Source organism: Sphingomicrobium astaxanthinifaciens, assembly GCF_022865105.1.
GTDB lineage: Bacteria > Pseudomonadota > Alphaproteobacteria > Sphingomonadales > Sphingomonadaceae > Sphingomicrobium > Sphingomicrobium astaxanthinifaciens.
Genome location: NZ_JAKNYM010000002.1, coordinates 1,282,644 through 1,307,180, shown reverse-complemented (window position 1 = coordinate 1,307,180; position 24,537 = coordinate 1,282,644). Strand labels below are relative to the sequence as shown.

Sequence of the window (24,537 nt, the reverse complement as noted above, 5' to 3'; positions counted from 1 at the left end):
CCCCCGCCGTTCGGCCCCCGCCGCTAAAGCTTGCGCCGATCAACTCCCGGTGGCACGGCGGTCGGCATCGCGCCCGCCCGCCAGCCGGTAGATCCCGCGCATCGAGCGGTCGGCGGCGAAGCGCTCGGTCTGCCCGATCACCGTCTCGCCCGCGCCAAGGAGCAGCCCGCCGTCGGGCTTGAGCGCGCTGGCCATCCGATCGAAGGCGTCGCGGCGCTTGGCGTTGCAGAAATAGAGCAGCACGTTGCGGCACAAGATGAGGTCGAACTGCCCCGGGCGCGGGGGCGCATCGAACAGGTTGCGGGCCTCGAAGCGGACCATGTCCCTGATCTGGTCGACCACCGCCCACTGGTCGCCGCGCTCCTCGAACCAGCGGATGGTCTGCTGGATGCCGAGCCCGCGCTGCACCTCGAAATGGGTGAAGATCCCCTCACGCGCGCGGTCGGTGACCGTGCGGCTGACGTCGGTGCCGACGATCTCGATCTCCCAGCCCGCCCAGGCGAGCGGGTCCTCGGCGATCATCATGGCGATCGAATAGGCTTCCTGCCCGGTCGAGCAGCCCGCCGACCAGATCGCCAACTTGCGTTCGGCTAGGCGCGCGTTGCGCACCGCGGGCAGGAGCTCGCGCTGGAGCATGTCGAAGGGGGCGCGGTCGCGGAAGAAATAGGTCTCGTTGTTGAGCAGCGCCTCGATCACCTCGTCGCTCAGCCGCGCGTCGCGGTTCATCACCAGCAGCGTGATGAGCTCGTCGATGCTGGCGATCTTGCGCTGGCGCATCAGCCCCGAGAGCGCGGTTTCGATGCGCCAGCGGCGGCTCATCGTAAGCTGCTGCCCGGTGCGCGCCTCGAGGAGCCCGGCGAGGATCCGGCTCGAGCTGTCGCTGATCGCCATCAGGCCCCTCCCACGCGGGTGGCGACGTGCCGTGCCAGTTCGGCGGGCGGGCCGAGGCGGCAGGCCAGCCCCTGTTCGAAGATCGAGCGCGGCATGCCCCAGACCGCGCTCGAGGGTTCGTCCTGCGCCATGACCGCCGAACCGCAGGCGACGAGCCGCTGCGCGCCCGCCGAGCCGTCGCGTCCCATCCCGGTCAGGACGATGGCGCAGGCGCGTTCGCCGCAGGCCTCGGCAGCGGAGGCGAACATCGGGTCGACCGCGGGCATGCAGCCGCTCGCCTGCTGGTCGCGGCTGATCCGCGCCATCAGCCCCTGCGCGGTCGCGCGCAGTTCGAGATGCCCGTCGCCGGGGGCGATGTAGATCCGGTCGGCGAGCAGGGGGTGCCCCTGTTCGGCGACGTGGCACGGCCGCCCGGCGAACCGCGCGAGCTGGCGCGCGAAGACGGGCATGAAGGCGCCGGGCAGGTGCTGGGTGACGCAGATCGGTACCCCGATCCGGGGCGGCAGTGCCTCGAAGAAGGAGGCAAGCGCGTGGATTCCCCCGGTCGAGGCCCCGATCAGGAGCACCTCGATCGCGGTCTCGCGGTCGGTCCGCAGGCCGGCCTCGATGAGCGGGCGCGGCGAGGCGCGCTTGGGCGCGCTCGGCTTGGGCACCGCGCCCGAGGTCGCGAGCGCGCGCAGCTTGCCCAGCAGCACGTCCGAGAAGGTGCCCCCGAACCGCCCGGTCCCGGGCTTGGGCAGCGTGTCGGAAGCGCCCATCGCGAGCGCGCGGACGGTCGCCTCGGCGCCTTCCTCGGCGAGCGAGGAGCAGACCAGCACCTGCGCCCCGCGCGAGGCGTCGAGGATCTCGGGCAGTTTTTCGAGCCCTCCCGCCCCCGGCATCTCGAGGTCGAGCAGAACGATGTCACAGTCGATGTCGCGCAGGGCCTCGATCGCCGCCTCGGCGGAGGCGGCATCGGCGACGACCTTGAACTGGGGGTCGGTCTCGATCATCCGCGTCAGCACCGCGCGCGCCACGGTGCTGTCGTCGACGATCATCAGCCGCACGGGGCGCGGCGGTGCGGAAGAAGCCCGCTTGATCTGGGGGGCGAGCGACCCGGCCATGACTGGCGGGGCTCGCTTAGGCGACGCCGACGAGTTGCAGCTTGACGTGCAAGGTCTCGCGGTCGAACGGCTTCATCACATATTCGTCGGCCCCCGCCTCGAGCGCGGCGCGGATGTGCGCCATGTCGTTCTCGGTGGTGCAGAAGACGACCTTGGGCTGGTTGGCATGCCCGCCCTGGCGCAGGAGCTTGAGGAATTCCATCCCGCTCATCACCGGCATGTTCCAGTCGAGCAGCACGACATCGGGCATCGTCTGCTCGCAGAAGGACAGCGCTTCCTTGCCGTCGCCCGCTTCCTCGACCTTGAAATCGAGCGTTTCGAGGATGTGACGCGCAACCTTGCGGATCACCTTGGAGTCATCGACGATCAAACAGGTCTTCATGGGGTGGGCCCTCATAGTCTCGGTTCAAGCAGAACCTTAGAATGGAAAAGGTAACAGGCGGTTAAGCAGCGGCACGATCGCCCTGCTGCGGTCCGGCGATCAGCCGGGCGATGTCGACGAGCAGGATCGGCCCCTCCTCGGTCTCGATCATCCCCGAAGCGACGCGCTCCCAGCCCGCGCCCATCGCGGCGCGCACCGGCTGGGGTTCGCCGCGCGCCTCGACCACGTCGACGACGCTGTCGACGCTGAGCGCATAATGGTGACCGTCGACCTCGACGACCGCGGCCTCGTGGATCTCGCCCGCATCGAAGCGGGTCTCGCCCAGCTCGAGCGCGCGCTTGCAGTCGACCACGGTGAGCACGCGGCTGCGCAGCGCCGACAGGCCGGCGAGGTGCGCGGGCGCGCGCGGGACCGGCGAGAGGGCGTCGAGTTCGATCACCGATTCGATCGCGGCGGCGTCGAGCGCGACGCGGCTGCCGCCGATGCTGACAATCAGGAGCAGGTCCATCAGTTCGTTCCTCCGGCCACCGAGCGCAGCGCCATCAGCAGGCCCGCGCGGTCGTAGCGATAGATGCTGTCGTCATCGCCCTCGGGCGACTTGCGCAGCTTGAGCAGCGTGCCCGCGCCGGTCGGCGCGCTGTCCGCCTCCTCGGCCGAGCGGATTACCAGATCGGCGCCCGCTGCCGCCTCGCTGGCGGCGTCGACGACGGCATAGCCCGCCGCCTCGACGATCGGGCGCAGCATGTTGCGCATCCACGCGTCGTCGGCGGGCAGCGCGCAGACCAGCCCGCTCGGCTGCTGGCTGGAGTCGGCCGCGAGCCGCGCGAACAGCCAGTGGGCATCGACCATCTCGGCGGGCTCCTCGCCCACCAGGCTGACCCCGGTTATCGCGCCCTGTCCCTCGGCGGGGATGACCTCGTGGTCGAGCGCCTTGATGTCGATGACCTGGTCGAAGGCATAGCCGATCTCGGTCTCGCCGTCGGACAGGCGGAACAACCGCACGCTCTCGCGCCCCTCAAGTTCGACGAGGCTGTCGAGCCCGGTCGCGGGCAGGATGTCCTCGCCCAGCTGGACCCGCAGCCGCCCGCCCGCCTCGGTGAAGCGATCGACCGGCACGTCCTCGATGCGATCGACCGCGCCGAGCCGGACGACGCGGCGCTGCCCGCCGAGCCCGCGGAACAGCAGCAGTTCGACGAGGTCGTCGTTGGCGGCGGCCTTGTCCTCGGCGACGCGCGCGGCGCGCTCCTGCTTCTCGAGCTTGACCCCGCCGACCTGCGCCAGCCCGGCGGTGTCGAAAAGCAGGATCGGGCTGCCGTCGTCGGCCAGCGTGGTGCCGGCATAGAGACCGGTCGCCATCACCGCGGGCGCGGCGGGCTTGACCACCAGCTCCTCGTGGTCGTGGATCCGGTCGACCGCCAGCGCATAGACGTCGCCACCCGCCGGGCGCAGCACGATCAGGGTGCGATCCTCGTCGGCCATATCGCTGTCGAGCCCGAGGATATCGGCGAGCGCGACCTCGGGGACGCGGCGACCGCGGATGGTGGCGATGCCCGCCCCGCCGACCTTCTCGAGCGTCACGCTCGAGCCGTTGGCGCGGACGATTTCCTCGATCGCCGAGCGCGGGATGGCGAAGCTCTGTTCGCCGATCGACACGGTCAGCGCGGGGATGATGGTGAGCGTGAGCGGGACGCGCAGCGTCATGCGGGTGCCCTCGCCCCGCTTGCTGTCGACCTCGACCAGTCCGCCGATGCGTTCGACGTTGGAGCGGACCACGTCCATGCCCACCCCGCGCCCCGACACCGAGGTCACCGCGCGCGCGGTCGAGAGCCCGGCCTCGAAGATCAGCGCCAGCTTGGCGGCGTGGCTCATCTCCTCGGCGGTCGTCTTGTCGACCAGCCCGCTGGCGATCGCCTTGTCGACGAGCCGCGCAGCGTCGATGCCCTTGCCGTCGTCGGCGATGTCGATGAGGATCTGGTTGCCCGACTGGCGCGCCGAGACGGCGAGCATGCCGATCTCGCGCTTGCCCGCCTTGAGCCGCTCGGCCGGGGATTCGATGCCATGGTCGATGGCGTTGCGGATGATGTGGGTCAGGGGATCGCGGATCATCTCGATCATCTCGCGGTCGAGTTCGACGTCGCCGCCGTCGATGTCGATCATCACCTGCTTGCCCAGCTCGTTGGACAGGTCGCGCACCATCCGCGGCAACGCGACGAACAGGTTCTCGATCCGCTGCATGCGGGTGCGCGTGATGCTGTCGCGCATCTCGGCGATGATGCCCGAGAGCCGCTCGAAGGCACCCTGGACGGCGACGTCCTCGGGCGCCTCGCGCAGGCGGCGGGCGAGTTCGTTGCGCGCGAGCACCATGTCGGACACCCCGCTCATCACGCGGTCGAGCAGTTCGACCGACAGCCGGATGGTGCGGGGCGCGGCGGTCGGGCTGCTGCCGATCGTGGTGGCACGCGCCGCATCCTCGGTTTCGGGCGCCGGCGCGGCGACGGCCTCGATGATCGCGTCGGCCGACAGCGCGTTGATGAGCGCGCTATCGTCACCTTCGGGCAGCGGGTCGCCGCGATCGATGATCTCGATCATCTCGCCGATGCGGTCGATGATGCCGAGCACCGCGCTGACCAGCGCGGCATCGGGCTGGCGCCGACCCGCGCGCACGTCGGCGAGCGCGTCCTCGGCGGCATGGCTCAAGGCTTCGAGCCGGGGAAAGTCGAAAAAGCCGCAATTGCCCTTCACGGTGTGGACGAAGCGGAAGATGCTGTCGAGCCGGGCGCGATCGTGCGGCTCGGCCTCCCAGGCGACGATCTCGCCCCCGAGCGATTCGAGCATTTCACGGCTTTCCGCGACAAAATCGGCGATCAGGTCTTCCATCGGGGCCCCACAAGCTTTGCGACTGTCCCCACCGCCTATGAGGCGCAAAGGGTTAAGGCCGCGTTAGCAACGCCGGGCGCCAAAGATGGGGTGTGACGGTCAGGCCGAAAGCGTGGCGCCGATCATCGCCACCGTCTCGCCGGGCGCGCTGAACCGGATCGCCCCGCCCTGCGCGGCGGCGAGCTGGCGCGCGAGCAGCGCGCCGGCCGCGCGCGGCTCGCCCTCGCCCTCGCCCCCGTCCACCCCCTCGAGCGTGGCGCGGATCGCGGGGTCGAGGATCAGCCGCGGCCCCTCGGCGCGGATCACCAGTTCGACCTCGCCCTCGCGCCGTTCGGCGCCGACGTCGAGCTTGCCGCCGCGCACCAGCGCATCGCCCGCGATCAGCGCCAGGTTGAGCAACAACTTGACCGCATCCTTGGGCAACCGCGCTTCCTCGACCATCCAGCCCAACTCGACCCGGCGGTCGGGACCGAACAGCCCCGCGAGCGCCGCCCTCGCCTCGCCGGTGTCGATCTCGGCGCCAAAGCCCCCGCCCGCGCCGAAGGCGAGCCGGAAGAACTTGAGCTTGTTGGCGGTTGCCGCCGCGCTCTCGCCGATGAGCTCGATCACCCGATCGCGCATCTCGGGGTCGTTTTCGTCGGCGAGCAGTTCGACCCCGTTGTTGAGCGCCCCCACCGGGCTCATGAGGTCATGGCACAGGCGGCTGCACAGGAGGGCGGCGAATTCGGTCTGGTTCATGGCCCCAAGGCATGGCGAGCGCGGCGGCGCCACGCAACCCCTATTGACCCCGCTTGTCCGCCCCCCATATCGATGCGCATGGGCGGGGACATCGAGATTGAGCTGGAGGCGCGCCATGCCGGCTGGCGGCTCGACCGCGCGGTCACCGACCAAGCCGGCGGCCTGTCGCGCGAGCGCGTCAAGAAGCTGATCAGCGCGGGCGCGCTCGAGGCCGCGGGCGCGGCGGTGCGCGATCCCGCGATCAAGGTGCGCGGCGATGAACGCTACCTTCTGCACGTGCCCGCGCCCGTCCCGCATCACGCGGTGCCGCAGGACATCCCGCTGAACATCGTCCACGAAGACGACCAGCTGCTCGTCGTCGACAAGCCCGCCGGGCTGGTCGTCCACCCCGCCGCGGGCAATCTCGACGGCACGCTGGTCAACGCGCTGCTCCACCATTGCCGGGGCCGGTTGTCGGGGATCAACGGGGTGGCGCGCCCCGGCATCGTCCATCGCATCGACAAGGACACCTCGGGGCTGCTCGTGGTCGCCAAGACCGACGTCGCGCACGAGGGGCTGGCGCGGCAGTTCGCGGCGCATTCGATCGAGCGGCGCTATATCGCGGTCGCCTCGGGGCTCCTGCTCGCGGGGGAAGGGACGGTCGATGCCCCCCTCGCCCGCTCGTCCGCCAACCGCAAGAAGATGGCAGTCGTCGCCGCGGGCCGCGGCAAGCGCGCGGTGACGCACTGGACCAAGCTGGAGAACCTGCGCGCGGCGAGCCTGATCGAATGCCGGCTCGAGACCGGGCGGACCCACCAGGTGCGGGTGCACATGGCGCATCTGGGGCACCCACTGGTCGGCGATCCCTTTTACGGTCGCACGCGAAAGGAGCATCGCGAGACCTTGAAATCACTGGGTTTTCAGCGGCAGGCGCTACACGCCGCGCGACTGGGGTTCATCCACCCCGCGAGCGGCGACCGTTTGTCGTTCGAAAGTGCGCTTCCATCGGATATGGCGGAACTGGTGGCGGCACTTCACGTATAGGAAGGGGAAGGCTATAGAGGCCGACCCCCTTGAACGGGGCGCCGCGGGTTGGCGCGGCGGCAAAAGGAGCAAGCATGGCCAAGACTGCGGCATTGTCGATACCCTCCACCGGAGGCGAGGACGGGCTCAATCGCTATCTCAGCGAGATCAAGAAGTTCCCGATCCTCACCCCCGAGGACGAGTTCATGCTCGCGGTGCGCTGGAAGGAGCATGGTGACACCGAGGCCGCCGCGCAGCTGGTCAACTCGCACCTGCGGCTCGTCGCCAAGATCGCGATGGGCTACCGCGGCTACGGCCTGCCCGTCTCCGAGCTGATCTCCGAGGGCAATATCGGGCTGATGCAGGGGGTGAAGAAATTCGATCCCGACCGCGGCTTCCGCCTCGCCACCTACGCGATGTGGTGGATCCGCGCCTCGATCCAAGAATTCATCCTGCGCTCGTGGAGCCTCGTCAAGATGGGCACCACCGCCGCGCAGAAGAAGCTGTTCTTCAACCTCAGGCGGATGAAGAACCAGATCGAGGCCTTCGAGGAAGGCGACCTGCACCCCGACGACGTGACCAAGATCGCCACCGAACTGGGTGTTTCCGAAGACGATGTCGTGTCGATGAACCGGCGCATGGCGCGTGGCGGCGATTCGAGCCTCAACGCGCCGATGCGCAGCGGCGACGAGGACGGCGAATCGCAGTGGATGGACCTGCTCCATTCCGAGGAACCGCTGCAGGACGAGCTGGTCGCCGACGCGGAGGAGCGGCAGGTGCGCCACGACCTCCTGATGCAGGCGATGGACGCGCTCAACGAGCGCGAGCAGCATATCCTCACCGAGCGGCGGCTGTCGGAAAACCCCAAGACGCTCGAGGACCTCAGTCAGGTCTACGGGGTCAGCCGCGAGCGGATCCGCCAGATCGAGGTGCGCGCCTTCGAGAAGCTGCAGGCCGCGCTCGTCAAGATGGCCGAGGAGCAACGCTACCTCGTCGACGACGCCGCCTAACAGCGCGTCAGAGTCCCGGCACCGTCATCAAGGGGCGCCAGTCGTCGAACTCGGCGCCCCAGTCATATGCGGCATGGCCGACCCCGGCGGTAACGAGTACCCCCGCCATCCCCATGCGGCAGGCGCCCCACATGTCGGTCGCCGGATTGTCGCCGACCATCACGCAGTCGGCGGGGTCGGGGTCGCCTGCCAGCGCGAGCGCATGCTGGTAGATGGGGCGGTGCGGCTTGCCGTAGAATTGGACGCGCCCTCCCCTTGCGGCGACCGCGTCGGCGAGTGCGCCCGCGCAGACGACTTCCTCGCCGCGGTGGATGACGATGCGATCGGGGTTGAGGCAATGGACGAGCAGGTCCTGCGCCACCCAAGCGCTGATTTCTTCCTCACATTCCGATACCTGCGAGCGATATTCATCGAGCCCCGTGAGCGCGATCTCGCTGATCGGCTCGCCCGCATCGGCGATGTCGACCCCATGGGCGACGAGGTCCTCATGATCCCAGCGGCTGCCCGCGAAGCCCACCTTGCGCGGCGGATGGGTCAGCGCCTCGATGCCGGCCTGCCCGCTCGAGGTCAGATGGTCCCAGCTCTCGCGTGGCAGCCCCATCGCGATGAGGTCGGCCTCGACGCGGTCGGCGGGGCGCGGGGCGTTGGTGACGATCACGATCGTTCGCCCCTCGCGCTTCCACCGGGCGAACCGGTCGATGACCCCCGGGAACAGCCGCGCGCCGTCGTGGATCACGCCCCAGACATCGCACAGGACGGTGCGATAGCGCGCCGGTAGCGCGTCGAGATCGCCGCTCATGCCGCCTGGAGGTCGGACAGTTCGGCGTCGTCGACATGCCCCTTCGAGACCACCGTCGCCGCGGCGAGGTCGCCGGTGACGTTGAGCGTGGTGCGGCACATGTCGAGCAGGCGATCGACCCCGAGGACGATGCCGATGCCCTCGGGCGGCACCCCGACCATCGCGAGGATGAGCGCCACGACGGGCAGCGATCCGGCGGGCACGCCAGCGGTGCCGATGCCGCCGAGGATGCACATCAGGAGCACCACCAGCTGTTCGCCGATGCCCAGATCGACCCCGAAGAACTGCGCGAGGAAGAGCACGGTGATCCCCTCGAAGATGGCGGTGCCGTTCTGGTTGGCGGTGGCGCCGATGGTCAGGACGAACCGCGCGGGCGCGCGGGGCAGCTCGAGATTTTCGTCGGCGACCTTGAGCGCATAGGGCAAGGTGGCGTTCGAGCTGGCTGTCGAGAAGGCGATCAGCATCGCCTCGCGCACGTTCCTGAAGAACCACAGCGGGCTGACCCCGGCCCAGAAGCGCAGAACCAGCGGATAGACCACGAACATGTGCAGCCCGAGCGCGAGGAGCACGACCAGCACATAGGCGCCGAGGCGGATGAGGATGTCCCAGCCAAAGGCGCTGGCGAGGTTGAACATGAAGCAGGCGATCGCGATCGGGGCGAGCCGGATGACCCACATGATCAGCTTCATCGTGACGTGGAAGACCCCCTCAATGCCCTTCTGCAGGACTTCGGCCTGCGGGCTGTCGGCGAACAGCAGCCCGATCCCGAAGAACAGCGCGAAGAACATCACCGCGAGGATGTCGTTGGCGCTCATCGCGGCGAAGACGTTCGAGGGGATGATCGCGAGCAACGCGTCGAGCCCGCTCGGGGTCTCGGCGTTGCGGCTGATGATCGCGCCGGCATTGTCGCGCGCATCGGCGAGCAGCGTCTCGGCGATCTGGCGATCGACCCCGGCGCCCGGCTGGAAAACGTTGGCGACGGTGAGCGCGAGCACCACCGCGATGCCCGAGACGATCACGGTGAAGGCCAGCGTGCGCAGCCCGGTACGCTTGAGCGAGCGCGCATCGCCCATCTCGGCGATGCCGACAACGAGCGCCGAGAACAGCAGCGGGATGACGAGCATGAAGAGCAGCCGCAGGAAGACCTGCCCGATGAACCCCGTGACGTCGCTCACCGTCTCGACCCAGGCCGCGTCCTGCGCGGTGAGGTAGACGCTCAGCCCGGCCCCCAACCCGAGCAGGAAGCCGATCAGCATCTGCCAGTGGAGGGCGAGCCGCCCGGTCTTCAAATGCACGTCCATCAGGTGGGACCCCCTTGGTTTTGGTTCGGGCCTAGCTAGAGCGCCACGCGCCCGGCGGGTCAACCGGCATAGGCATATTCGCCGCCGCGCGCGAGCGCGCGCTGGTAGGCGGGGCGCGCGTGGCAGCGCTCGAGGAAGCGGCGGATCGCGGGATAGGTCGCCGCCATGTCGTCGATCCGGCTGCCCGCCGCCTCGAGCGGGAAGCTCATCATCATGTCGGCGGCGGTGAGCTCGTCCCCGCAGAACCAATCGCGCCCCTCGAGCTCGCCCTCGACGAAGCGGAGCTGTTCGTGGATCCGCCCCGCGATCGGCTTGCGCGCGGGCAGCCCCAGCAGGCCGAGCTTGCGCACCACGAGCATGGCGAACAGCGGCGGGAGGAGCGAGCCCTCGGCATAATGCATATACTGGTGCCAGCGGCGCGCGCCGACGGGGTCCTCGGGCGGGCCGAAGCGACCATGGCGCTCGGCGAGCTGGGCCATGATCGCCCCGCTCTCGACATAAGTCACCGCCTCTTCCTCGAGGATCGGCGACTTGCCCAGCGGGTGGATGGCGCGCAGTTCGGGCGGGGCGAGCATGGTCTTGGGATCGCGCGCATAGCGCCGCACCTCATAGTCGAGCCCGAGTTCCTCGAGCAGCCAGAGGATGCGCTGCGAGCGGCTGTTTTCGAGATGGTGGACGATGATCATGGCGGCCCCGTGGACTGGTTGCGAAGCGATGCGTGTTGCATGTTCGCCGCTCATGCGCCAGCACCCGGCGATGGACGCCCCCGCCCCCGCCCGCGCGATCGTCGCCCATCGCCGCGGCACGCACGAGATCGTCGCGCTGCTGGCGGGGATGATGGCGATGAACGCGCTCGCGCTCGACACCATGCTGCCCGCGTTGCCCGCGATCGGCGCCGATCTCGGCATCGCGGCGGCCAACCGCACCCAGCTGGTGATCGTCGCCTACATGTTCGGCTTCGGGGCGAGCCAACTGCTGTGGGGGCCGCTCGCCGATCGGTTCGGACGCCGCCCCGTGCTGCTCGCGGGGGTGTCGCTCTACGTCCTGTTCGGGCTGCTCGCGGCAGCGGCGGGCGACTTCACGCTGCTGATCGCCGCGCGCTTCGCGATGGGGGCCTGCGGGGCGGTCAGCCGGGTCCTCGTCCTCGCCATCGTGCGCGACCTCTACGAGGGGGAGGAAATGGCGCGGATCATGAGCCTGACGCAAATGACCTTCATGGTCGTGCCGGTGATCGCGCCCAGCCTGGGCCAGCTGGTGCTCGCCATCGCGCCGTGGCGCGCGATCTTCTACGGGCTCGCCGCCTATGGCGTCCTCCTGTTCGCGTGGAGCGCGGCGCGGCTGCCCGAGACGCTCCACGCCGAGCATCGCCGCGCCATCCGCCCGGCCAGTCTCGCGCAGGGCCTCATGATCACCGCGACCGACCGGCTGTCGCTCGGCTACACGCTCGCGCTGACCGCGGTGTTCACCACGCTGGTGGCCTATCTCGCCTCGGTCCAGCAGATCATCGGGACGCTGTTCGGCGCGGGCGAGCGGCTCGGGACGGTGTTCGCGATGATCGCCGCGCCGATGGCGCTCGCCAGCTTCACCAACAGCCGCATCGTGCGGCGCTTCGGGCTGCGCCGGGTCGGCCACGCCGGGCTGGTCGCCTTCGTCGGCGCCGCGCTGTTCCACCTCGGCTGGCACCTGCTCGTCGGATCGACCCTCGAGAGCTTTGTCGTGCTGATGGCGCTGGTGCTGGTCGCCTTTGCCTTCACCACGAGCAATTTCGGCACGCTCGCGATGACCAACATGGCCCCCGTCGCGGGCATCGCGAGTTCGGTCCAGGGGACCGCCAGCACGGTCGGCGCGGCGGTGCTCGGTTTCGCCATCGGGCAGGCCTTCGACGGCACGCTGCTGCCCTTCCTCGTCGGGATCACGCTGAGCGGGCTCGCCGCGCTCGCGCTCACCCTCGTCACCGAGCGCGGCCGGTTGTTCCACCGCCGCTACTGCCCGCTGCCGCCGCTGCCCGCCGACCAGTAGCGTCGCGCCGCCACACGCGCCGGCGCGCCAAGCCCGCCGCAAGGGCCTCCCGCTCGCATTAGCGGGCCCCATGCAAGAAGGGCCCGGTCGACAACCGGGCCCTTCGCGTTTCGACGAGGATGGGGCGATCAGTCGGGCTCGGGGCCGGTCATCATCGCTTCCTCGACCTCGTCCTTCTTCTGGCCGCGGATCGCCGCCTCGATCTGCGCGGCGATCTCGGGGTTTTCCTTGAGGAAGGTCTTGGCGTTCTCGCGCCCCTGCCCGATGCGAGTCGAATCGTAGCTGAACCAGCTGCCCGACTTGTCGACCAGCCCCGCCTTCACCCCGAGGTCAAGGATCTCGCCCATCTTGGACACGCCCTCGCCGTACATGATGTCGAACTCGACCTGCTTGAAGGGCGGCGCGACCTTGTTCTTGACCACCTTCACGCGGGTGGCGTTGCCGATGATGTCGTCGCGATCCTTGATCTGCCCGGTGCGGCGGATGTCGAGCCGGACCGAGGCGTAGAATTTGAGCGCATTACCCCCGGTCGTGGTCTCGGGGTTGCCATACATCACGCCGATCTTCATGCGCACCTGGTTGATGAAGATCACGGTGGTCTTCGAGCGGTTGATCGAGCCGGTGAGCTTGCGCAGCGCCTGGCTCATCAGCCGCGCCTGGAGCCCGACGTGGCTGTCGCCCATCTCGCCCTCGATCTCGGCGCGCGGCACGAGCGCGGCGACCGAATCGACCACCAGTACGTCGATCGCGTTCGAGCGCACCAGCGTGTCGGTGATCTCGAGCGCCTGTTCGCCCGTGTCGGGCTGCGAGACGATCAACTCGTCGATGTCGACCCCGAGCTTCTTGGCATAGACCGGATCGAGCGCATGTTCGGCATCGACGAAGGCGGCGGTGCCGCCGGTCTTCTGCGCCTCGGCGATGGCGTGAAGCGCGAGCGTGGTCTTGCCCGAACTCTCGGGTCCGTAGATCTCGATGATGCGACCGCGCGGCAGCCCGCCGACGCCCAAAGCGATGTCGAGCCCAAGACTGCCCGTCGAGATCGTCTCGATCTCGATCTTCTCGCGGCTGCCCAGCTTCATCGCCGAACCCTTGCCGAACGCGCGATCGATCTGGGCGAGCGCGGCGTCGAGCGCCTTCTGTCGGTCGCTGGTCATTTTCTCGTCCTTCGATTTTACGACTTTCAGCTGCGCTGCCATCATCCAGCCCCTTTCGTCAACATCGGGTCCGTTTCGACCCTGCGATGACCCCGCTGTACCGGGTTTGTTCCAAAAGAACAAGGGGGGAACGGATTAGGTTCTACCGCCCCTCGATCGCGGCGCGGGCGGCGGCCATCGCGGCGGCGAAGTCGGCGCGCTGGTAGAGGTCGTTGTGCCCCGCCCCCGCGATCCGCCGGTCGAGGACGATCCACCGCGCGGCCCGCCGCAGCCCCTCGGTCCGCGCCGCCGAGATGATCTCGTCGCGCTCGGCCTCGATGATGGCGACCGGCACCGCGAGCGGGCGCAGCGCGTCGGCGGCGGCGATCTCGTTGCGCAGCAACGCGCCCGCGGGCAGCAGCGGGATGGCCTCGCCCGCCACCTTGCGCAGCGAATCGAACGGGGTGACGAGGATCAGCCCCTCGACCGCGCGCTCGGCGGCGAGGTGGGCGGCGATGCCGGTGCCGATGCTCACGCCGACGACAAGGACGCGGCGCGCCCCGCTCGCCGCGAGTGCGGCGTCATGGGTCAACGGGGCATCGGCGATGAGCGCCGGGGCCGTCGGGCGCCCTTCGGAGGCGCGATAGCCGCGATAGTGGAAACTGGCGACATGGGCGTCGGGATAGAGCGCGTGCAACAGGCTCGCCGCATCGGCGCTGTTCCAGCCATTGCCCGGATAGCCGAGGACGAGGAGGTCGCTCGCCGCGCCGCCCGCGGGCGGGACGTGGATGCCGACGAGCCGCTCGCCACTCGCGGCGCCGGTCTCGAGCGGGCGCGCCCCGGCGGGCAGCGGCCCCGCCTCGCCCACCGCATGCGCGGGAAACAGCAGCCGTTCCTCGAGCAGCATCAGGCTGCTCAGCGTGGCCAGGAGGAAGACGAGCCCGGCGAGCGCGACGGCACGAACCGTGCCGCCACCTACTGGCCGAGCGTCGCGGCGATCACCGGCTCGACGCGGTCGATGGTGAAGGGCTTGGCCAGCGTCGGCGTGGTCTCGAAGTCGGCCGGCGGCGCGCTCAGGTGCCCACCGGTGGCCAGCGCGAAGGGGATGCCGCGCGCGCGCAGCGCCTCGGCGACCGGCCAGACGGGTTCGCCCGCCAGGTTGACGTCGAGAATGGCCATGTCGAACCCGCCCTTCTCGACCGCCTCGAGCGCCTCGGCGACGGTTTCGCAGGCGCCCGCGCACTCGTGACCGAGCGTCTCGAGAAAGTCCTCGAGCATCATCGCGATGAGCGGTTCGTCCTCGACCACGAGGATGGTACGGGAATCGGTCATCCCCTAGCGGTATCGCGCCACGGCGCGCGCGCCAAGCCTATTCGTCGGCGAGCACGTCGCGCACCGCCTCGGCCAGCTCCTGCACCGAGAAGGGCTTGGGGAGGAAGTCGACATTGTCGATGTCGATCGACTTGCGCAGCTGTTCCTCGGCGTAGCCCGACATGAAGAGGATCGGCAGCCCCGGGCGATCCTTGCGCGCCTCGCGCCCCATCGTCGGACCGTCCATCATCGGCATGACGACATCGGACACCAGCAGCGCGATCTCCTCGTCGGTCTTCTCGAGGATCTCGAGCGCCTCCTCGCCATTGGTGGCGGTCAGGACGGTATAGCCGTGCCGGGTGAGCGCGCGTTCGGCCACCGTGCGCACCATCGGTTCATCCTCGACGAGGAGGATCGTGCCCTGCCCCCACAGTTCCTCTTCCTGCTCGTCTTTGGTCTTGCCCCCGGCGCGCACCGGCGCCGCCTCGGTGACCTCGTGGACGGGCAGGTAGATGACGAAGCTGGTGCCCTCGCCGACCTTGGAATCGGCAAAGATGTAGCCCCCCGACTGCTTGACGATGCCGTAGACCGTCGAGAGCCCGAGCCCGGTGCCCTTGCCGACCTCCTTGGTGGTGAAGAAGGGCTCGAAGATCTTGCCGAGCACGGCGGGCGGGATGCCCGACCCGGTGTCCGAGATCGAGAGCGCCGAATAGTCGGCCACGGGCAGAATCTCGCTGCCGATGTCGGCGACCTGATCGGCGCGCACCGGGTAGGTCTGGATGGTCAGGATGCCGCCGCCCTTCTCCATCATCGCATCGCGCGCGTTGACCGCGAGGTTGACGATGACCTGCTCGAGCTGGCCCGGGTCGGCGCGCACCAGCCCGACGTCGCGCCCGTGCTTGACCTTGAGTTCGACCGTTTCGCCGAGCAGCCGCTTCAACAGGTGGCTGACCTCGGCGACGACATCGGCCAGCTGGAGCACCTGCGGGCGCAGCGTCTGCTGGCGCGAAAAGGCGAGCAATTGGCGGGTCAGCCCCGCGGCGCGGTTGGAATTGGACTTGATCTGCTGGATGTCGCCATAATCGCTGTCGCCCGGCGTGTGCCGCATCAGCATCAGGTCGCAATGGCCGATGATGGCGGTGAGGATGTTGTTGAAGTCGTGCGCCACGCCGCCCGCGAGCTGGCCCACCGCCTGCATCTTGGTGGCCTGCGCGATCTGCCGCTTGAGCTTGGCTTCCTCGCTATTGTCCTTGAGCAACAGCAGCACCGCAGCATCGCCGATCCCGCGCAGCCCGGCGACGGTCAGCGCGACCGGCTCCTTGGGGTTGATCGACAGCCGCACCGCGATGTCGCCCGACATGGCGGGACCGCGGGCGTGGCGACGCACGGTGTCGGCGACGATCGCCTTGTCCTCCTTGACCACCAGGTCACCGGGGTAGGAGACGCGCTCCTCGCCGATCCCGCCGGCGAGCCGGAAGGCCGCGTTCATCGTCAGGAAGCGCCCGTCACGGTCGACCAGCGCGAGGCCGAGCGGCAGCAGTTCGAGCAGCGCCTGGACATTGTCGCTGGTCGCCGTGCCGCCCGCCTCGGCGGTCTCGAACAGGAGGAGGGTCCCCGCCCCGCCCTCGGCGGCGGGATCGAGCGGGACGTGGACGCCGCGCAGCGGGACGGCGCCCTCGCCTTCCTCGACGAGGTGGAGATGGCCGTCGTCGCGCTGCTCGATCAGCTCGCCGAGGCTCAGGTTGGGGCGCGGCTTGACGGGGATCGCGCGCTGGCTGAAGGGGCGGTTGGCCGCGACCAGCCGGCCGGCATCGTCGATCAGCGCCGCGAGCACCCCGGCGGCGGCGAGCCGATCCCCCGTCTCGCCCGCCACGCGCTGCGCCGAGATCTCGAGCCGGTCGGGTTTGCCGACCACGGGGAAGCGCCACAGCAGGAGGCGTTCGGCCCCGACCCCAACGCGGACCAGCACGGCCTCGACCTGCTCATCGCCCAGCGCCAGCGTGTCGCTCGCCTGCCCGTCGCGCAGCGCCAGCCCGCGCAGCCGCTCATGCACCCCCACGATCGCGGCGGCGAAGGGCTGGACGTCCCCCGCGAAACGCTTGTCGAATTGCGGGTTGGCAAGCAGCAGTCGCCCCTCGGCATCGGTCACCGCGGCGGCCTCGCCGACCAGCCGCAGCGCCGCCGCGGCGAGCGCGAATTCCTCCGCCGAGGCGCGCGGCGCGGGCGGGCTCGCGGCGACCGGGTCGCGGCGCGCGCGGTCGAGCGCGAGCGCGCCGAGCAGCAGCGCCCCGAGCAGCACCGCCCCACCCGCGAGCCCGAGCTCGTCCTGCCAGGCGAGCAGCAGCATCGACAGCAACGCGGCCCCGACCAGCAGCGGCCCGAGCCATCGCTGGCGCGGTTCGGGCAGCTCGGCGGCCAGGGCGGCGTGGCGGTCGAGCATCTACCAGACGGTCACCCGCTGCGCGGGCGCGAGATACATCGCGTCCGCGGCGTCGACGGCGAAGGCGTCGTACCAGGCGTCCATGTTGCGGATTACCCAGACCCGCTGGATCGAGGGCGAGTGGCTGTCGGTCTTGAGCCGGCGCTTGAGCTCCTCGTCGCGATAGTTGCGCCGCCACACCTGCGCCCAGCCGAGGAAGAAGCGCTGGTCGCCGGTGGTGCCGTCGATGACCGGGGCGTCCTCGCCATTGAGCGACGCCCGGTAAGCGTCATGGGCGATCGCGAGACCGGCGAGATCGCCAATATTCTCGCCCAGCGTGAACTCGCCGTCGATATACTCGCCGGGGAAGATCTCATAGGCGCCATATTGGTCGATCAGCGCTTTGCCGCGCGCCTCGAAATTGGCGTAATCGGCCTCGGTCCACCAGTTGTTGAGATTGCCCGAGCTGTCATATTTCGCGCCCTGGTCGTCGAAATGGTGGCTGATCTCGTGACCGATCACCGCGCCGATGCCGCCATAGTTGATTGCCGGATCTGCATTGGGATCGAAGAAGGGCGGCTGGAGGATCGAGGCGGGGAAGACGATCTCCATCTGGCCGAAATTGGCATAGGCGTTGACCGTCATCGGCGCCATGCCCCACTCCCAGCGCCGCAGCGGCTCGTCGAGCTTGGCAAGCGCGTCCTGGTGCTGCCACTCGCGCGCGCGCAGCATGTTGCGGAACAGGTCGTCGGGCTGCATCGTCAGCCCCTCGTAGCTTTCCCAGCGGTCGGGATAGCCGATCTTGACGGTGAACCGCTCGAGCTTGTCGATCGCCTGGCGCTTGGTCGCCTCGGCCATCCAGTCGGCAGTGGTGATGCGCTGCCGCATCGCCGCGATCACATTGTCGACGAGCTCCTGCATCGCCGCCTTGTGCTCGGGCGGGAAGTGGCGCGCGGCATAGACCTGCCCGACATCGTCGCGCAGCGCGCGCGAGACGAACTGGACCCCGCGCTTCCACCGCTCCTCCTGCTCGGGGACGCCCGACAGTGTGCGGCTGTAGAAATCGAACACGCGGCCATCGACCGCGGCGGGCAGCGCGGGGGCGAAGCTGCGCAGCGCCGCGACCGCCAGCTTGTCCTTGAGGACGTCGAGCTCGGCCGCGGCGGCGAGCGCCATCCCCGCCTCGATCGCGCTCGGGGTCATCACGTTGATCTCGTCGAAGTCGTAACCGCCGGCGGCCCACATCGCGTCCCACGCGAAGCCGGGGGCGAGCGCCTCGAGTTCGGCGCGCGATCCCAAGTTGTAGGTCTTCTCGCTGTCGCCCAGCGCGTTGCGGTCCCAATGCACCTTCGCCAGCGCGGTCTCGAAGGCGAGGATCGCCTCGGCCCGCGCGCGCGCCTCGTCGCTCGCCACCCCCGCATGCCCAAGCAAGTCGGCGAGATAGTCGACATAGGCGGCGCGCACGGTGACGAAGCGCTCGCTGTCCTCGAGATAATAATCGCGGTCGGGCAGCCCGAGCCCCGACTGGTAGGCGTTCATGATGTAGCGCGTGCTGTCGCCGTCGTCCTGCCCGATATACCAGCCGATCGGCCCCCCGCCGAAACCGAGGCGGTCGGCGCGGCCGAGCATCGTGGCATAGTCCTCGACGCTGTCGATCGCGGCGATGTCGGCGAGCAGCGGCGCGATCGGCGCCATCCCGAGGGCTTCGATCCGGTCGGTATCGAGGAAGCTGTTATAGGCGGCGCCGACCCGGTTGGCGGGGTCCGCGGCCGCCTCGAGGATGATCGCCTTGGTGCGCTCGCGCGAGAGGTCGTCGAGCGCGCCGAACATGCCGTAGTTCGACTTGTCGGCGGGAATGGCGGTCGCCGCCGCCCAACGGCCGTTGGCGTAGGCGTAGAAATCATCGCCGGGGTCGACCGAGCGGTCCATCCCGCTGGTGTCGAACCCGTAGGTGCCCAGTTCGGCCTCGCCGGCGGGCGCATCGCCCAGCGCGGCCGCGCCCTCGGGCAACGGTTCGGCGGTGGCGCTGGCGGTGGCAGTGGCGGCAGCAGTGGCAGGGGCGAGGTCGGGCGCGGTGGTCTGGGTGCAGCCCGCCAGCGCGCTCGAGGCGGCCAGCGCGATCGTCAACGTCTTCATCATCTCTCCAGCATCAGGTTGATTGGTCATCGACACTACGCTGCCGCCAGCGCCGCGCAATCCACAATCGCCATCCGATCAGCGACACCCAATAGGCGACGAGCGCGAGGCCCAGCGCGATGACGAACAACCCGAAGATGACGGCGGGCGCGGCATCGGACAGCGCCCAGCGCCCCCATTCGCCGAGCGAGGCGCCGCGCTCGAACAGGGCGAGGAAGCTGTCCACGTCGGTATGGAAGCCGACGCGGCTGCCGATCTCGAGCCCGGCGAGCAGGAAGACGGGGGTGGTCGCCGGGTTGCTCACCCAGGTGATCGCGGCGGCGAGCGGGATATTGGCGCGCAGCGGGATCGACAGAGCGGCGGCGGCGAACATCTGCAGCCCGGGGATCATCAGGAAGATGCCGATGAACATGCCGACGAGCACCGCGCGCGGCACCGAGCGCCGGGTGAAGCGCCAATATTCATGCGCCGCGATGTAGCGCCGCACCGGCCTGAGCCAGCGCGATTCGATCAATTCGTCGCGCGTCGGCGCGTTGCGCTGGAGAAAGCGCTTGATCGGGCCGGGGGCGTGCTTACCCACGATCCCTCAGGATCCTCGCCTGCTGGCGCTTCCAGTCGCGATCCTTGATCGCCTGGCGCTTGTCGTGGACCTTCTTGCCCTTGGCGAGCCCGAGCTCGACCTTGGCCTTGCCCTCGCCGTTGAAATAGATCGACAGCGGCACCAGCGTCATGCCCTGCCGCTGCACCGCGCCCATCATCTTGTTGATCTCGCGCTGGTGGAGCAGCAGCTTGCGCGGGCGCCGCGTCTCGTGGTTGAGGCGGTTGCCGTGGCTATATTCGGGAATGTGGCTGTTGATCAGCCACGCCTCGCCATCCTCGACGGTGGCATAGCTTTCCTTGATCGAGCCTTCCGAATTGCGCAGCGCCTTCACCTCGGTGCCCTGCAGGACGATGCCCGCCTCGAAGCGCTCCTCGATGGCATAATCGTAATGGGCGCGCCGGTTGTCGGCGACGACCTTGACCTTGTTGAAGGCCTTGCTCATCCGGCCAACCCCGCATGCTCAAGCGCGGCATCGACCGCTGCCTTCGAGGCCGCCGAGGGCTCGGTCAGCGGCAGCCGAAGCGCGGTCCCGCTGCCCGGGCGGACCTTCGACAGCGCATATTTGGCCGGACCGGGCGAGGCGTCGGTGAAGAGCGCGGCGTGGAGCGGGTAGAGCTTGTCCTGCAGCTCGAGCGCCTCGTCCCAGCGCCCCTCGAGCATCGCTTCCTGGAAGCGGCTGCACAGTCGCGGCGCGACGTTGGCGGTGACCGAGATGCACCCCGTCCCGCCCATCGCGTTGAAGCCCAGCGCCATGTCGTCGTTGCCCGACAGCTGGATGAAATCCTCGCCACAGGCGAGCCGCTGCGCGGTGACGCGGGCCAGGTTGCCGGTGGCATCCTTGATCGCGACGATCCGTTCGTGCCTCGCCACCTCGGCGAGCGCCTCGACGCCGATGTCGGCGACGGTCCGGCTCGGCACGTTGTAGACCACGATCGGGATCGGCGAGGCCTCGGCACAGGCGGTGAAATGGGCGACCAGCCCCGCCTGGCTAGGCTTGTTGTAATAGGGCACGACGCACAGCGCGGCATCGGCGCCCGCCTCCGCGACCATCTCGATCGCGGCCACCACTGCGGCGGTGTCATACCCCCCGCACCCGGCGATCACCGGCACCCGTCCGCGAGCCTGCTCGACACAGGCGGCGACGACCTGCCGATGTTCGGATCCCGACAAGGTGGCGACCTCGCCGGTGGTGCCGCACGGCACGAGCCCGTGGCTGCCTTCGTCGATTTGCCAGTCGACAAGCGCGCGAAACGCCTCCAGATCGAGCGCCCCCTCCTCGTCGAACGGGGTCACCAACGCGGGAATCGAGCCACGAAACATGCATTCATCCTTTCTCTGGAACGACTTGCCGTCCCAACCCTTTTTCAGGGGTATATGTTCAGCGTCTGATAAGAAGCCCCTGCCTAGCATGTCCAGTATGAGGAAGCCCGCCCTTTTCATCGCCGTCGCCACCTTGTCGGGGATGGCCTCCTCCTCGGTGGTCGAACCGCCGGTGCGCCCCGAAGCGAGCGCGGCCGCGATTGCGGTCGCCACGCAGGCCCCCGCCCCGATCGCGGTGGTCGACGCCGCGATCGGCGAATGGCGCGCGCTGCGGCGCGACAACGCCCCAAGCTTCGAGCGCGCGGCGCGCTTCGCGATCGCCTATCCCGACTGGCCCGAGGTCGCGACCATCCGGGCCCGCGCCGAGGCCGCGCTCGACGCGCGCGCCGATGACGCGCAGGTCATCGCCTTCTTCCGCACCGCCCCGCCGAAGACCGCGCGCGGCTGGACCCGGCTCGCCTATGCCTATGACCGGCAGGGGCGCGGCATCGAGGCGCTCGCGGCGGCCCGCTCGGCGTGGCGCAGCGCCGACCTCGGCCCCGACGACGAAACGCTGGTGCGCGCGCAATATTGGACCCGGCTGACCACCGACGACCATGCCCGCCGCGTCGATGCGCTGCTGTTCGACAAGCAGGCGAGCCGCGCCGCCGCCTATGTCTCGCTGCTCCCGTCGAGCGAGCGCCCGATCGCCGAGGCGCGGGTCGCGCTGCAACGCGGCGACGGCGATGCCAACCAGAAATTCGCGGCGGTCGCCGACCGGGTCGACGACCATGCGGGGCTGCTGATGGACCGCGCGCGCTACTTCCGGCTGAACGGCAACGAGGAAGCGGCGCAGGCGCTGCTCGCGCAGCCACACGCGCTGGCCACGCGCCCCACAGACATCGACAAATGGTTCGAGATGTTGCTGCTCGCGGCGCAGGGTGCCGAGGCGCGCGGGGCCTGGTCGACCGCGTTCAACATCGCGCGCCAGATCGAGGACGCCTTCGTCCCCGGCGACGACAAGACGCTGCAGCCGTTCGGGGTGCGCGACAAGTATACCGACCTCGCCTGGCTCGCTGGCACGATCGCGCGCGACCGCCTCGAGCGCCCCGCCGCGGCGAGCACGCTGTTCGAACTCTATGCCGGCGGCGGACGCTCGCTCCAGGTCTATTCGAAGGGGCTCTACTGGGCCGGACGGACCGCGCTCGAGGCCGGCGATACGGCGCGCGCCAACGCGCTGTTCGAACGCGCCGCGCAGAGCCCCGAGCTGTTCTACAGCCAGCTCGCGCTCGAGCGGCTGGGGCGCGAGATACCCCCGCCCCCGCCGCTGCCGACCCAGGTTGACCCGGCGCTGGCGCAGCAATTCTACGCGCGCCCGATCGTGGCGGCGACCGGGCGGCTGGCCAACAGCCGCGACGAGCAGGCGCTGTTCGTGCGCGCGCTCGCCGAGAGCCTCGACAGCGAGGGCGAACGCATCCTCGCGAGCCGCTATGCCGAGACGATCGACCGCCCCGACCTCGGCGTCTGGGTGGCGCGGGTGGCGCGCAACAACGGCACCGCCTTCTACTATCGCTCGGCTTGGCCGACGCTGCACGAGGGCGTGCCCGGCGGCCAGCTGTGGAGCTATGCCCACGGGATCGCCCGGCAGGAAAGCTCGTTCGACCGCTCGGCGGTGAGCCACGCCAACGCGCACGGCATGATGCAGCTGCTCCCCGCCACCGCGCGCGACCAGGCGCGGCGCAGCGGGCTACCCTACAGCTATGCCCGGCTGACCAGCGACCCGGCCTACAATGTCCGGCTCGGCAGCGACTATCTGGCGCTGCGGCTGCGCAACTGGGAGGGCAATCTCGCGCTCGCCGCGGCGAGCTACAACGCCGGCCACGGCAATGCGATGAAATGGGTGCGGCGCTACGGCGACCCGCGCGATCCGTCGGTCGACACGCTCAAGTGGATCGAGCAGATCCCCTTCGGCGAGACGCGCAGCTACGTCCAGCGGGTGATCGAGAATGCCGCCGTCTACGACCGGCTCAATCCCTATGTCCCCGCCTATGGCGCGGTCCATGTCTCGCGCCACCTCGGCAAGCCGGGTCGCCCCGGCTGATGGCCGCGGGGGGCAAGCGAGCGCGCTATATCACGCCCGAGGGCTTCGCGCGCATCCGCCACGAATATGAGACGCTGTTCGGCACCGAACGCCCCAAGCTGGTCGAGACGATCGCCTGGGCGGCGGGCAATGGCGACCGCTCGGAGAATGGCGACTATATCTACGGCCGAAAGAAGCTGCGCGAGATCGACCGCCGGCTCGGCTATTTGTCGAAGGTCATGAAGCAGGCCAAGATCGTCGACCCGGCGCGCGCCGAGCGGCGCGACGAGGTGCGCTTCGGCGCGACCGTGACGCTGGTCGACGAGGAGGACCGCACCCGCGTGCTGACCATCGTCGGCGACGACGAGGCCGAGGCGGGCGACGGGCGCGTGGGCTGGTCCTCGCCGATCGCCCGCGCGATCATCGGCGCTCGGGTCGGCGAGGAACGTTCGGTCCGGTTGCCGGCGGGCGAGATGTTCTACGAGATCGAGAAGATCGCCTACCCCGGGGGCTGACCGCGCTGGCCCCGGCAGCGGTCCGAGCAGTATCGCACCTCGTCCCAGACGTGCGCCCACTTGCGACGCCAGGCGAAGGGGCGCCCGCAGCGCGCGCAGGTCTTTTCGGGCAGGTCGCCCTTCTTGCGATGGCGCCCGCTCAGCGCAGCGCCTTGCCGGGAAAGTCGATCACCTCGTTGTGCGCGGCCCGCTCCCCCGGCACCGTGTCGGGCAGCGCCTTGTCGAGCACCGCGACGAGATGCGCGACGCCGGCGCGGATCGCGCCCTCGGGCTCTTCGGCGTCGACCAGTTTCCACGGCGCCCAGCGCGTGTCGGTATCGGCAAAGGCCGCGTTCCACGCCGCGACATAGTCGTCGCGGCGGTCGCGCGTTTCCTGTTCGCCCTCATGGGTGAGCTGCCGCTCCCACGGATCGGCGAGCCGGCTGGCCATCCGCCGCTCGAGCGTGGCCGCCGAGCAGTGGAAGAAGAGCTTCACGATGATCGTGTCATGGTCGCGCTGCTGCGCCTCGAATTCGTTGATCTCGTCGCCGCCGCGGTTCCACTTGTCGTCGTTCATCGCGCGCAGCACGCGCTCGTCGACCAGCGCGCGGTACCAGCTGCGATAGAAGAGGCTCGCGTGCCCCGCGCCCGGCAGCGCGTTCCAATATTTGGCGAGCCAATGCCGGTCCTCGCTGCCGATCGGCGTCGGCGCCAGGCAGATCAAGTGCGTCGAACAGGGGTCGAGGTTGCCGAGCACCTGCCGCAGGAAGCCGCGCTTGCCGCTCGCCTCCCACCCCTCGACCAGCAGGATCAGCCGCTGGCGATGCGCGAGCAGCCGCAGCTGGAGCGGCATCAGCCGCGCGCACAGCTCGGCAAGGCTCGCCGCCGCTTCGTCCCTGACCGCCCCCGGTCGACCTTCTGTTAATTCGATCGGCACGAACG

The 24,537-nt window shown here is 69.5% G+C and carries 24 protein-coding genes; 5 read left to right on the top strand and 19 right to left on the bottom strand.

From position 1 onward, the window contains the following. Positions 1-39: 39 nt before the first annotated feature. The 6 genes from L8951_RS10605 to L8951_RS10580 all read right to left on the bottom strand — a co-directional run bounded on the left by L8951_RS10605 (position 40) and on the right by L8951_RS10580 (position 5,991). Positions 40-891 (bottom strand): CheR family methyltransferase, encoded by an 852-nt coding sequence (locus L8951_RS10605; protein WP_244383027.1) that lies wholly within the window; start codon positions 889-891, stop codon positions 40-42. Further along, positions 891-1,994, bottom strand: coding sequence for a chemotaxis-specific protein-glutamate methyltransferase CheB (cheB, locus tag L8951_RS10600; protein WP_244383026.1), 1,104 nt, complete (start codon positions 1,992-1,994; stop codon positions 891-893). The genes L8951_RS10605 and cheB overlap by 1 nt, the downstream gene beginning before the upstream one ends. Positions 1,995-2,010: 16 nt before the next feature. Then, positions 2,011-2,376 carry a response regulator gene (locus L8951_RS10595; protein WP_244383025.1) on the bottom strand — a complete coding sequence of 122 codons (366 nt, stop codon included), beginning with the start codon at positions 2,374-2,376 and terminating at the stop codon, positions 2,011-2,013. Between the two features lie 61 nt (positions 2,377-2,437). After that, positions 2,438-2,884 (bottom strand): chemotaxis protein CheW, encoded by a 447-nt coding sequence (locus L8951_RS10590; protein ID WP_244383024.1) that lies wholly within the window; start codon positions 2,882-2,884, stop codon positions 2,438-2,440. Then, positions 2,884-5,253 (bottom strand): chemotaxis protein CheA, encoded by a 2,370-nt coding sequence (locus L8951_RS10585; RefSeq protein WP_244383023.1) that lies wholly within the window; start codon positions 5,251-5,253, stop codon positions 2,884-2,886. The genes L8951_RS10590 and L8951_RS10585 overlap by 1 nt, the downstream gene beginning before the upstream one ends. A 99-nt stretch (positions 5,254-5,352) precedes the next feature. Next, entirely contained in the window at positions 5,353-5,991 is a 639-nt protein-coding gene (locus tag L8951_RS10580; RefSeq protein WP_244383022.1) for a histidine phosphotransferase family protein, read from the bottom strand. Positions 5,992-6,063: 72 nt separating this feature from the next. Here L8951_RS10580 and L8951_RS10575 point away from each other — a divergent pair, with 72 nt between their 5' ends. Both L8951_RS10575 and rpoH read left to right on the top strand, forming a co-directional pair. Continuing rightward, the gene (locus L8951_RS10575; protein WP_407696406.1) at positions 6,064-7,014 is read left to right on the top strand and encodes an RluA family pseudouridine synthase; all 951 of its coding nucleotides are present in this window, start codon (positions 6,064-6,066) and stop codon (positions 7,012-7,014) included. 74 nt (positions 7,015-7,088) lie between these two features. Continuing rightward, on the top strand, positions 7,089-8,003 hold the full coding sequence (rpoH, locus tag L8951_RS10570; protein ID WP_244383020.1) for an RNA polymerase sigma factor RpoH: 915 nt from the start codon (positions 7,089-7,091) through the stop codon (positions 8,001-8,003). A 7-nt stretch (positions 8,004-8,010) separates the two neighbouring features. Here the strand turns inward: rpoH and L8951_RS10565 are convergent, their stop codons facing one another. Genes L8951_RS10565 through L8951_RS10555 form a run of 3 tightly spaced genes read right to left on the bottom strand, consistent with a single transcriptional unit; the run spans position 8,011 to position 10,789 of the window. Next, on the bottom strand, positions 8,011-8,802 hold the full coding sequence (locus L8951_RS10565; RefSeq protein ID WP_244383019.1) for a TIGR01459 family HAD-type hydrolase: 792 nt from the start codon (positions 8,800-8,802) through the stop codon (positions 8,011-8,013). Then, positions 8,799-10,103, bottom strand: coding sequence for a dicarboxylate/amino acid:cation symporter (locus L8951_RS10560; protein ID WP_244383018.1), 1,305 nt, complete (start codon positions 10,101-10,103; stop codon positions 8,799-8,801). Before L8951_RS10560 ends, L8951_RS10565 begins: the two co-directional genes overlap by 4 nt. A 59-nt stretch (positions 10,104-10,162) precedes the next feature. Then, on the bottom strand, positions 10,163-10,789 hold the full coding sequence (locus L8951_RS10555; RefSeq protein ID WP_244383017.1) for a glutathione S-transferase family protein: 627 nt from the start codon (positions 10,787-10,789) through the stop codon (positions 10,163-10,165). 52 nt (positions 10,790-10,841) lie between these two features. On the opposite strand from L8951_RS10555, the gene L8951_RS10550 reads away from it, so the two are divergent. Further along, positions 10,842-12,122: a multidrug effflux MFS transporter gene (locus L8951_RS10550; RefSeq protein WP_244383016.1), complete on the top strand. Its 1,281-nt coding sequence runs from the start codon at positions 10,842-10,844 to the stop codon at positions 12,120-12,122. Positions 12,123-12,250: 128 nt separating this feature from the next. Here the strand turns inward: L8951_RS10550 and recA are convergent, their stop codons facing one another. The 8 genes from recA to dapA form a co-directional block, all read right to left on the bottom strand. Continuing rightward, positions 12,251-13,318 (bottom strand): recombinase RecA, encoded by a 1,068-nt coding sequence (gene recA / locus L8951_RS10545; protein ID WP_279614852.1) that lies wholly within the window; start codon positions 13,316-13,318, stop codon positions 12,251-12,253. A 100-nt stretch (positions 13,319-13,418) separates the two neighbouring features. Continuing rightward, positions 13,419-14,162 carry an alpha/beta hydrolase gene (locus L8951_RS10540; RefSeq protein WP_244383014.1) on the bottom strand — a complete coding sequence of 248 codons (744 nt, stop codon included), beginning with the start codon at positions 14,160-14,162 and terminating at the stop codon, positions 13,419-13,421. A gap of 68 nt (positions 14,163-14,230) precedes the next feature. Continuing rightward, positions 14,231-14,587 carry a response regulator gene (locus tag L8951_RS10535; protein WP_244383013.1) on the bottom strand — a complete coding sequence of 119 codons (357 nt, stop codon included), beginning with the start codon at positions 14,585-14,587 and terminating at the stop codon, positions 14,231-14,233. 37 nt (positions 14,588-14,624) lie between these two features. After that, entirely contained in the window at positions 14,625-17,006 is a 2,382-nt protein-coding gene (locus L8951_RS10530) for a hybrid sensor histidine kinase/response regulator (protein WP_244383012.1), read from the bottom strand. Then, positions 17,007-19,121, bottom strand: a complete 2,115-nt coding sequence (locus tag L8951_RS10525; protein WP_244383240.1) for a M13 family metallopeptidase — start codon at positions 19,119-19,121, stop codon at positions 17,007-17,009. Positions 19,122-19,134: 13 nt separating this feature from the next. Beyond that, complete coding sequence (locus tag L8951_RS10520; protein WP_244383011.1) at positions 19,135-19,701, bottom strand: DUF2062 domain-containing protein; 567 nt, start codon at positions 19,699-19,701, stop codon at positions 19,135-19,137. After that, on the bottom strand, positions 19,694-20,164 hold the full coding sequence (gene smpB / locus L8951_RS10515) for an SsrA-binding protein SmpB (protein ID WP_244383010.1): 471 nt from the start codon (positions 20,162-20,164) through the stop codon (positions 19,694-19,696). Before smpB ends, L8951_RS10520 begins: the two co-directional genes overlap by 8 nt. Beyond that, entirely contained in the window at positions 20,161-21,042 is an 882-nt protein-coding gene (dapA, locus tag L8951_RS10510; RefSeq protein WP_244383009.1) for a 4-hydroxy-tetrahydrodipicolinate synthase, read from the bottom strand. The genes smpB and dapA overlap by 4 nt, the downstream gene beginning before the upstream one ends. Before the next feature lie 97 nt (positions 21,043-21,139). Between dapA and L8951_RS10505 the strand changes: the two genes are divergently transcribed. Beyond that, positions 21,140-23,122 (top strand): lytic transglycosylase domain-containing protein, encoded by a 1,983-nt coding sequence (locus L8951_RS10505; RefSeq protein ID WP_244383008.1) that lies wholly within the window; start codon positions 21,140-21,142, stop codon positions 23,120-23,122. Next, complete coding sequence (locus tag L8951_RS10500) at positions 23,122-23,616, top strand: GreA/GreB family elongation factor (protein ID WP_244383007.1); 495 nt, start codon at positions 23,122-23,124, stop codon at positions 23,614-23,616. The genes L8951_RS10505 and L8951_RS10500 overlap by 1 nt, the downstream gene beginning before the upstream one ends. Here the strand turns inward: L8951_RS10500 and L8951_RS10495 are convergent. Then, positions 23,601-23,729 (bottom strand): DUF2256 domain-containing protein, encoded by a 129-nt coding sequence (locus L8951_RS10495; protein WP_407696414.1) that lies wholly within the window; start codon positions 23,727-23,729, stop codon positions 23,601-23,603. The genes L8951_RS10500 and L8951_RS10495 overlap by 16 nt on opposite strands. A 26-nt stretch (positions 23,730-23,755) precedes the next feature. After that, positions 23,756-24,532 (bottom strand): polyphosphate kinase 2 family protein, encoded by a 777-nt coding sequence (locus L8951_RS10490; RefSeq protein WP_244383006.1) that lies wholly within the window; start codon positions 24,530-24,532, stop codon positions 23,756-23,758. Between the last annotated feature and the right edge of the window lie 5 nt (positions 24,533-24,537).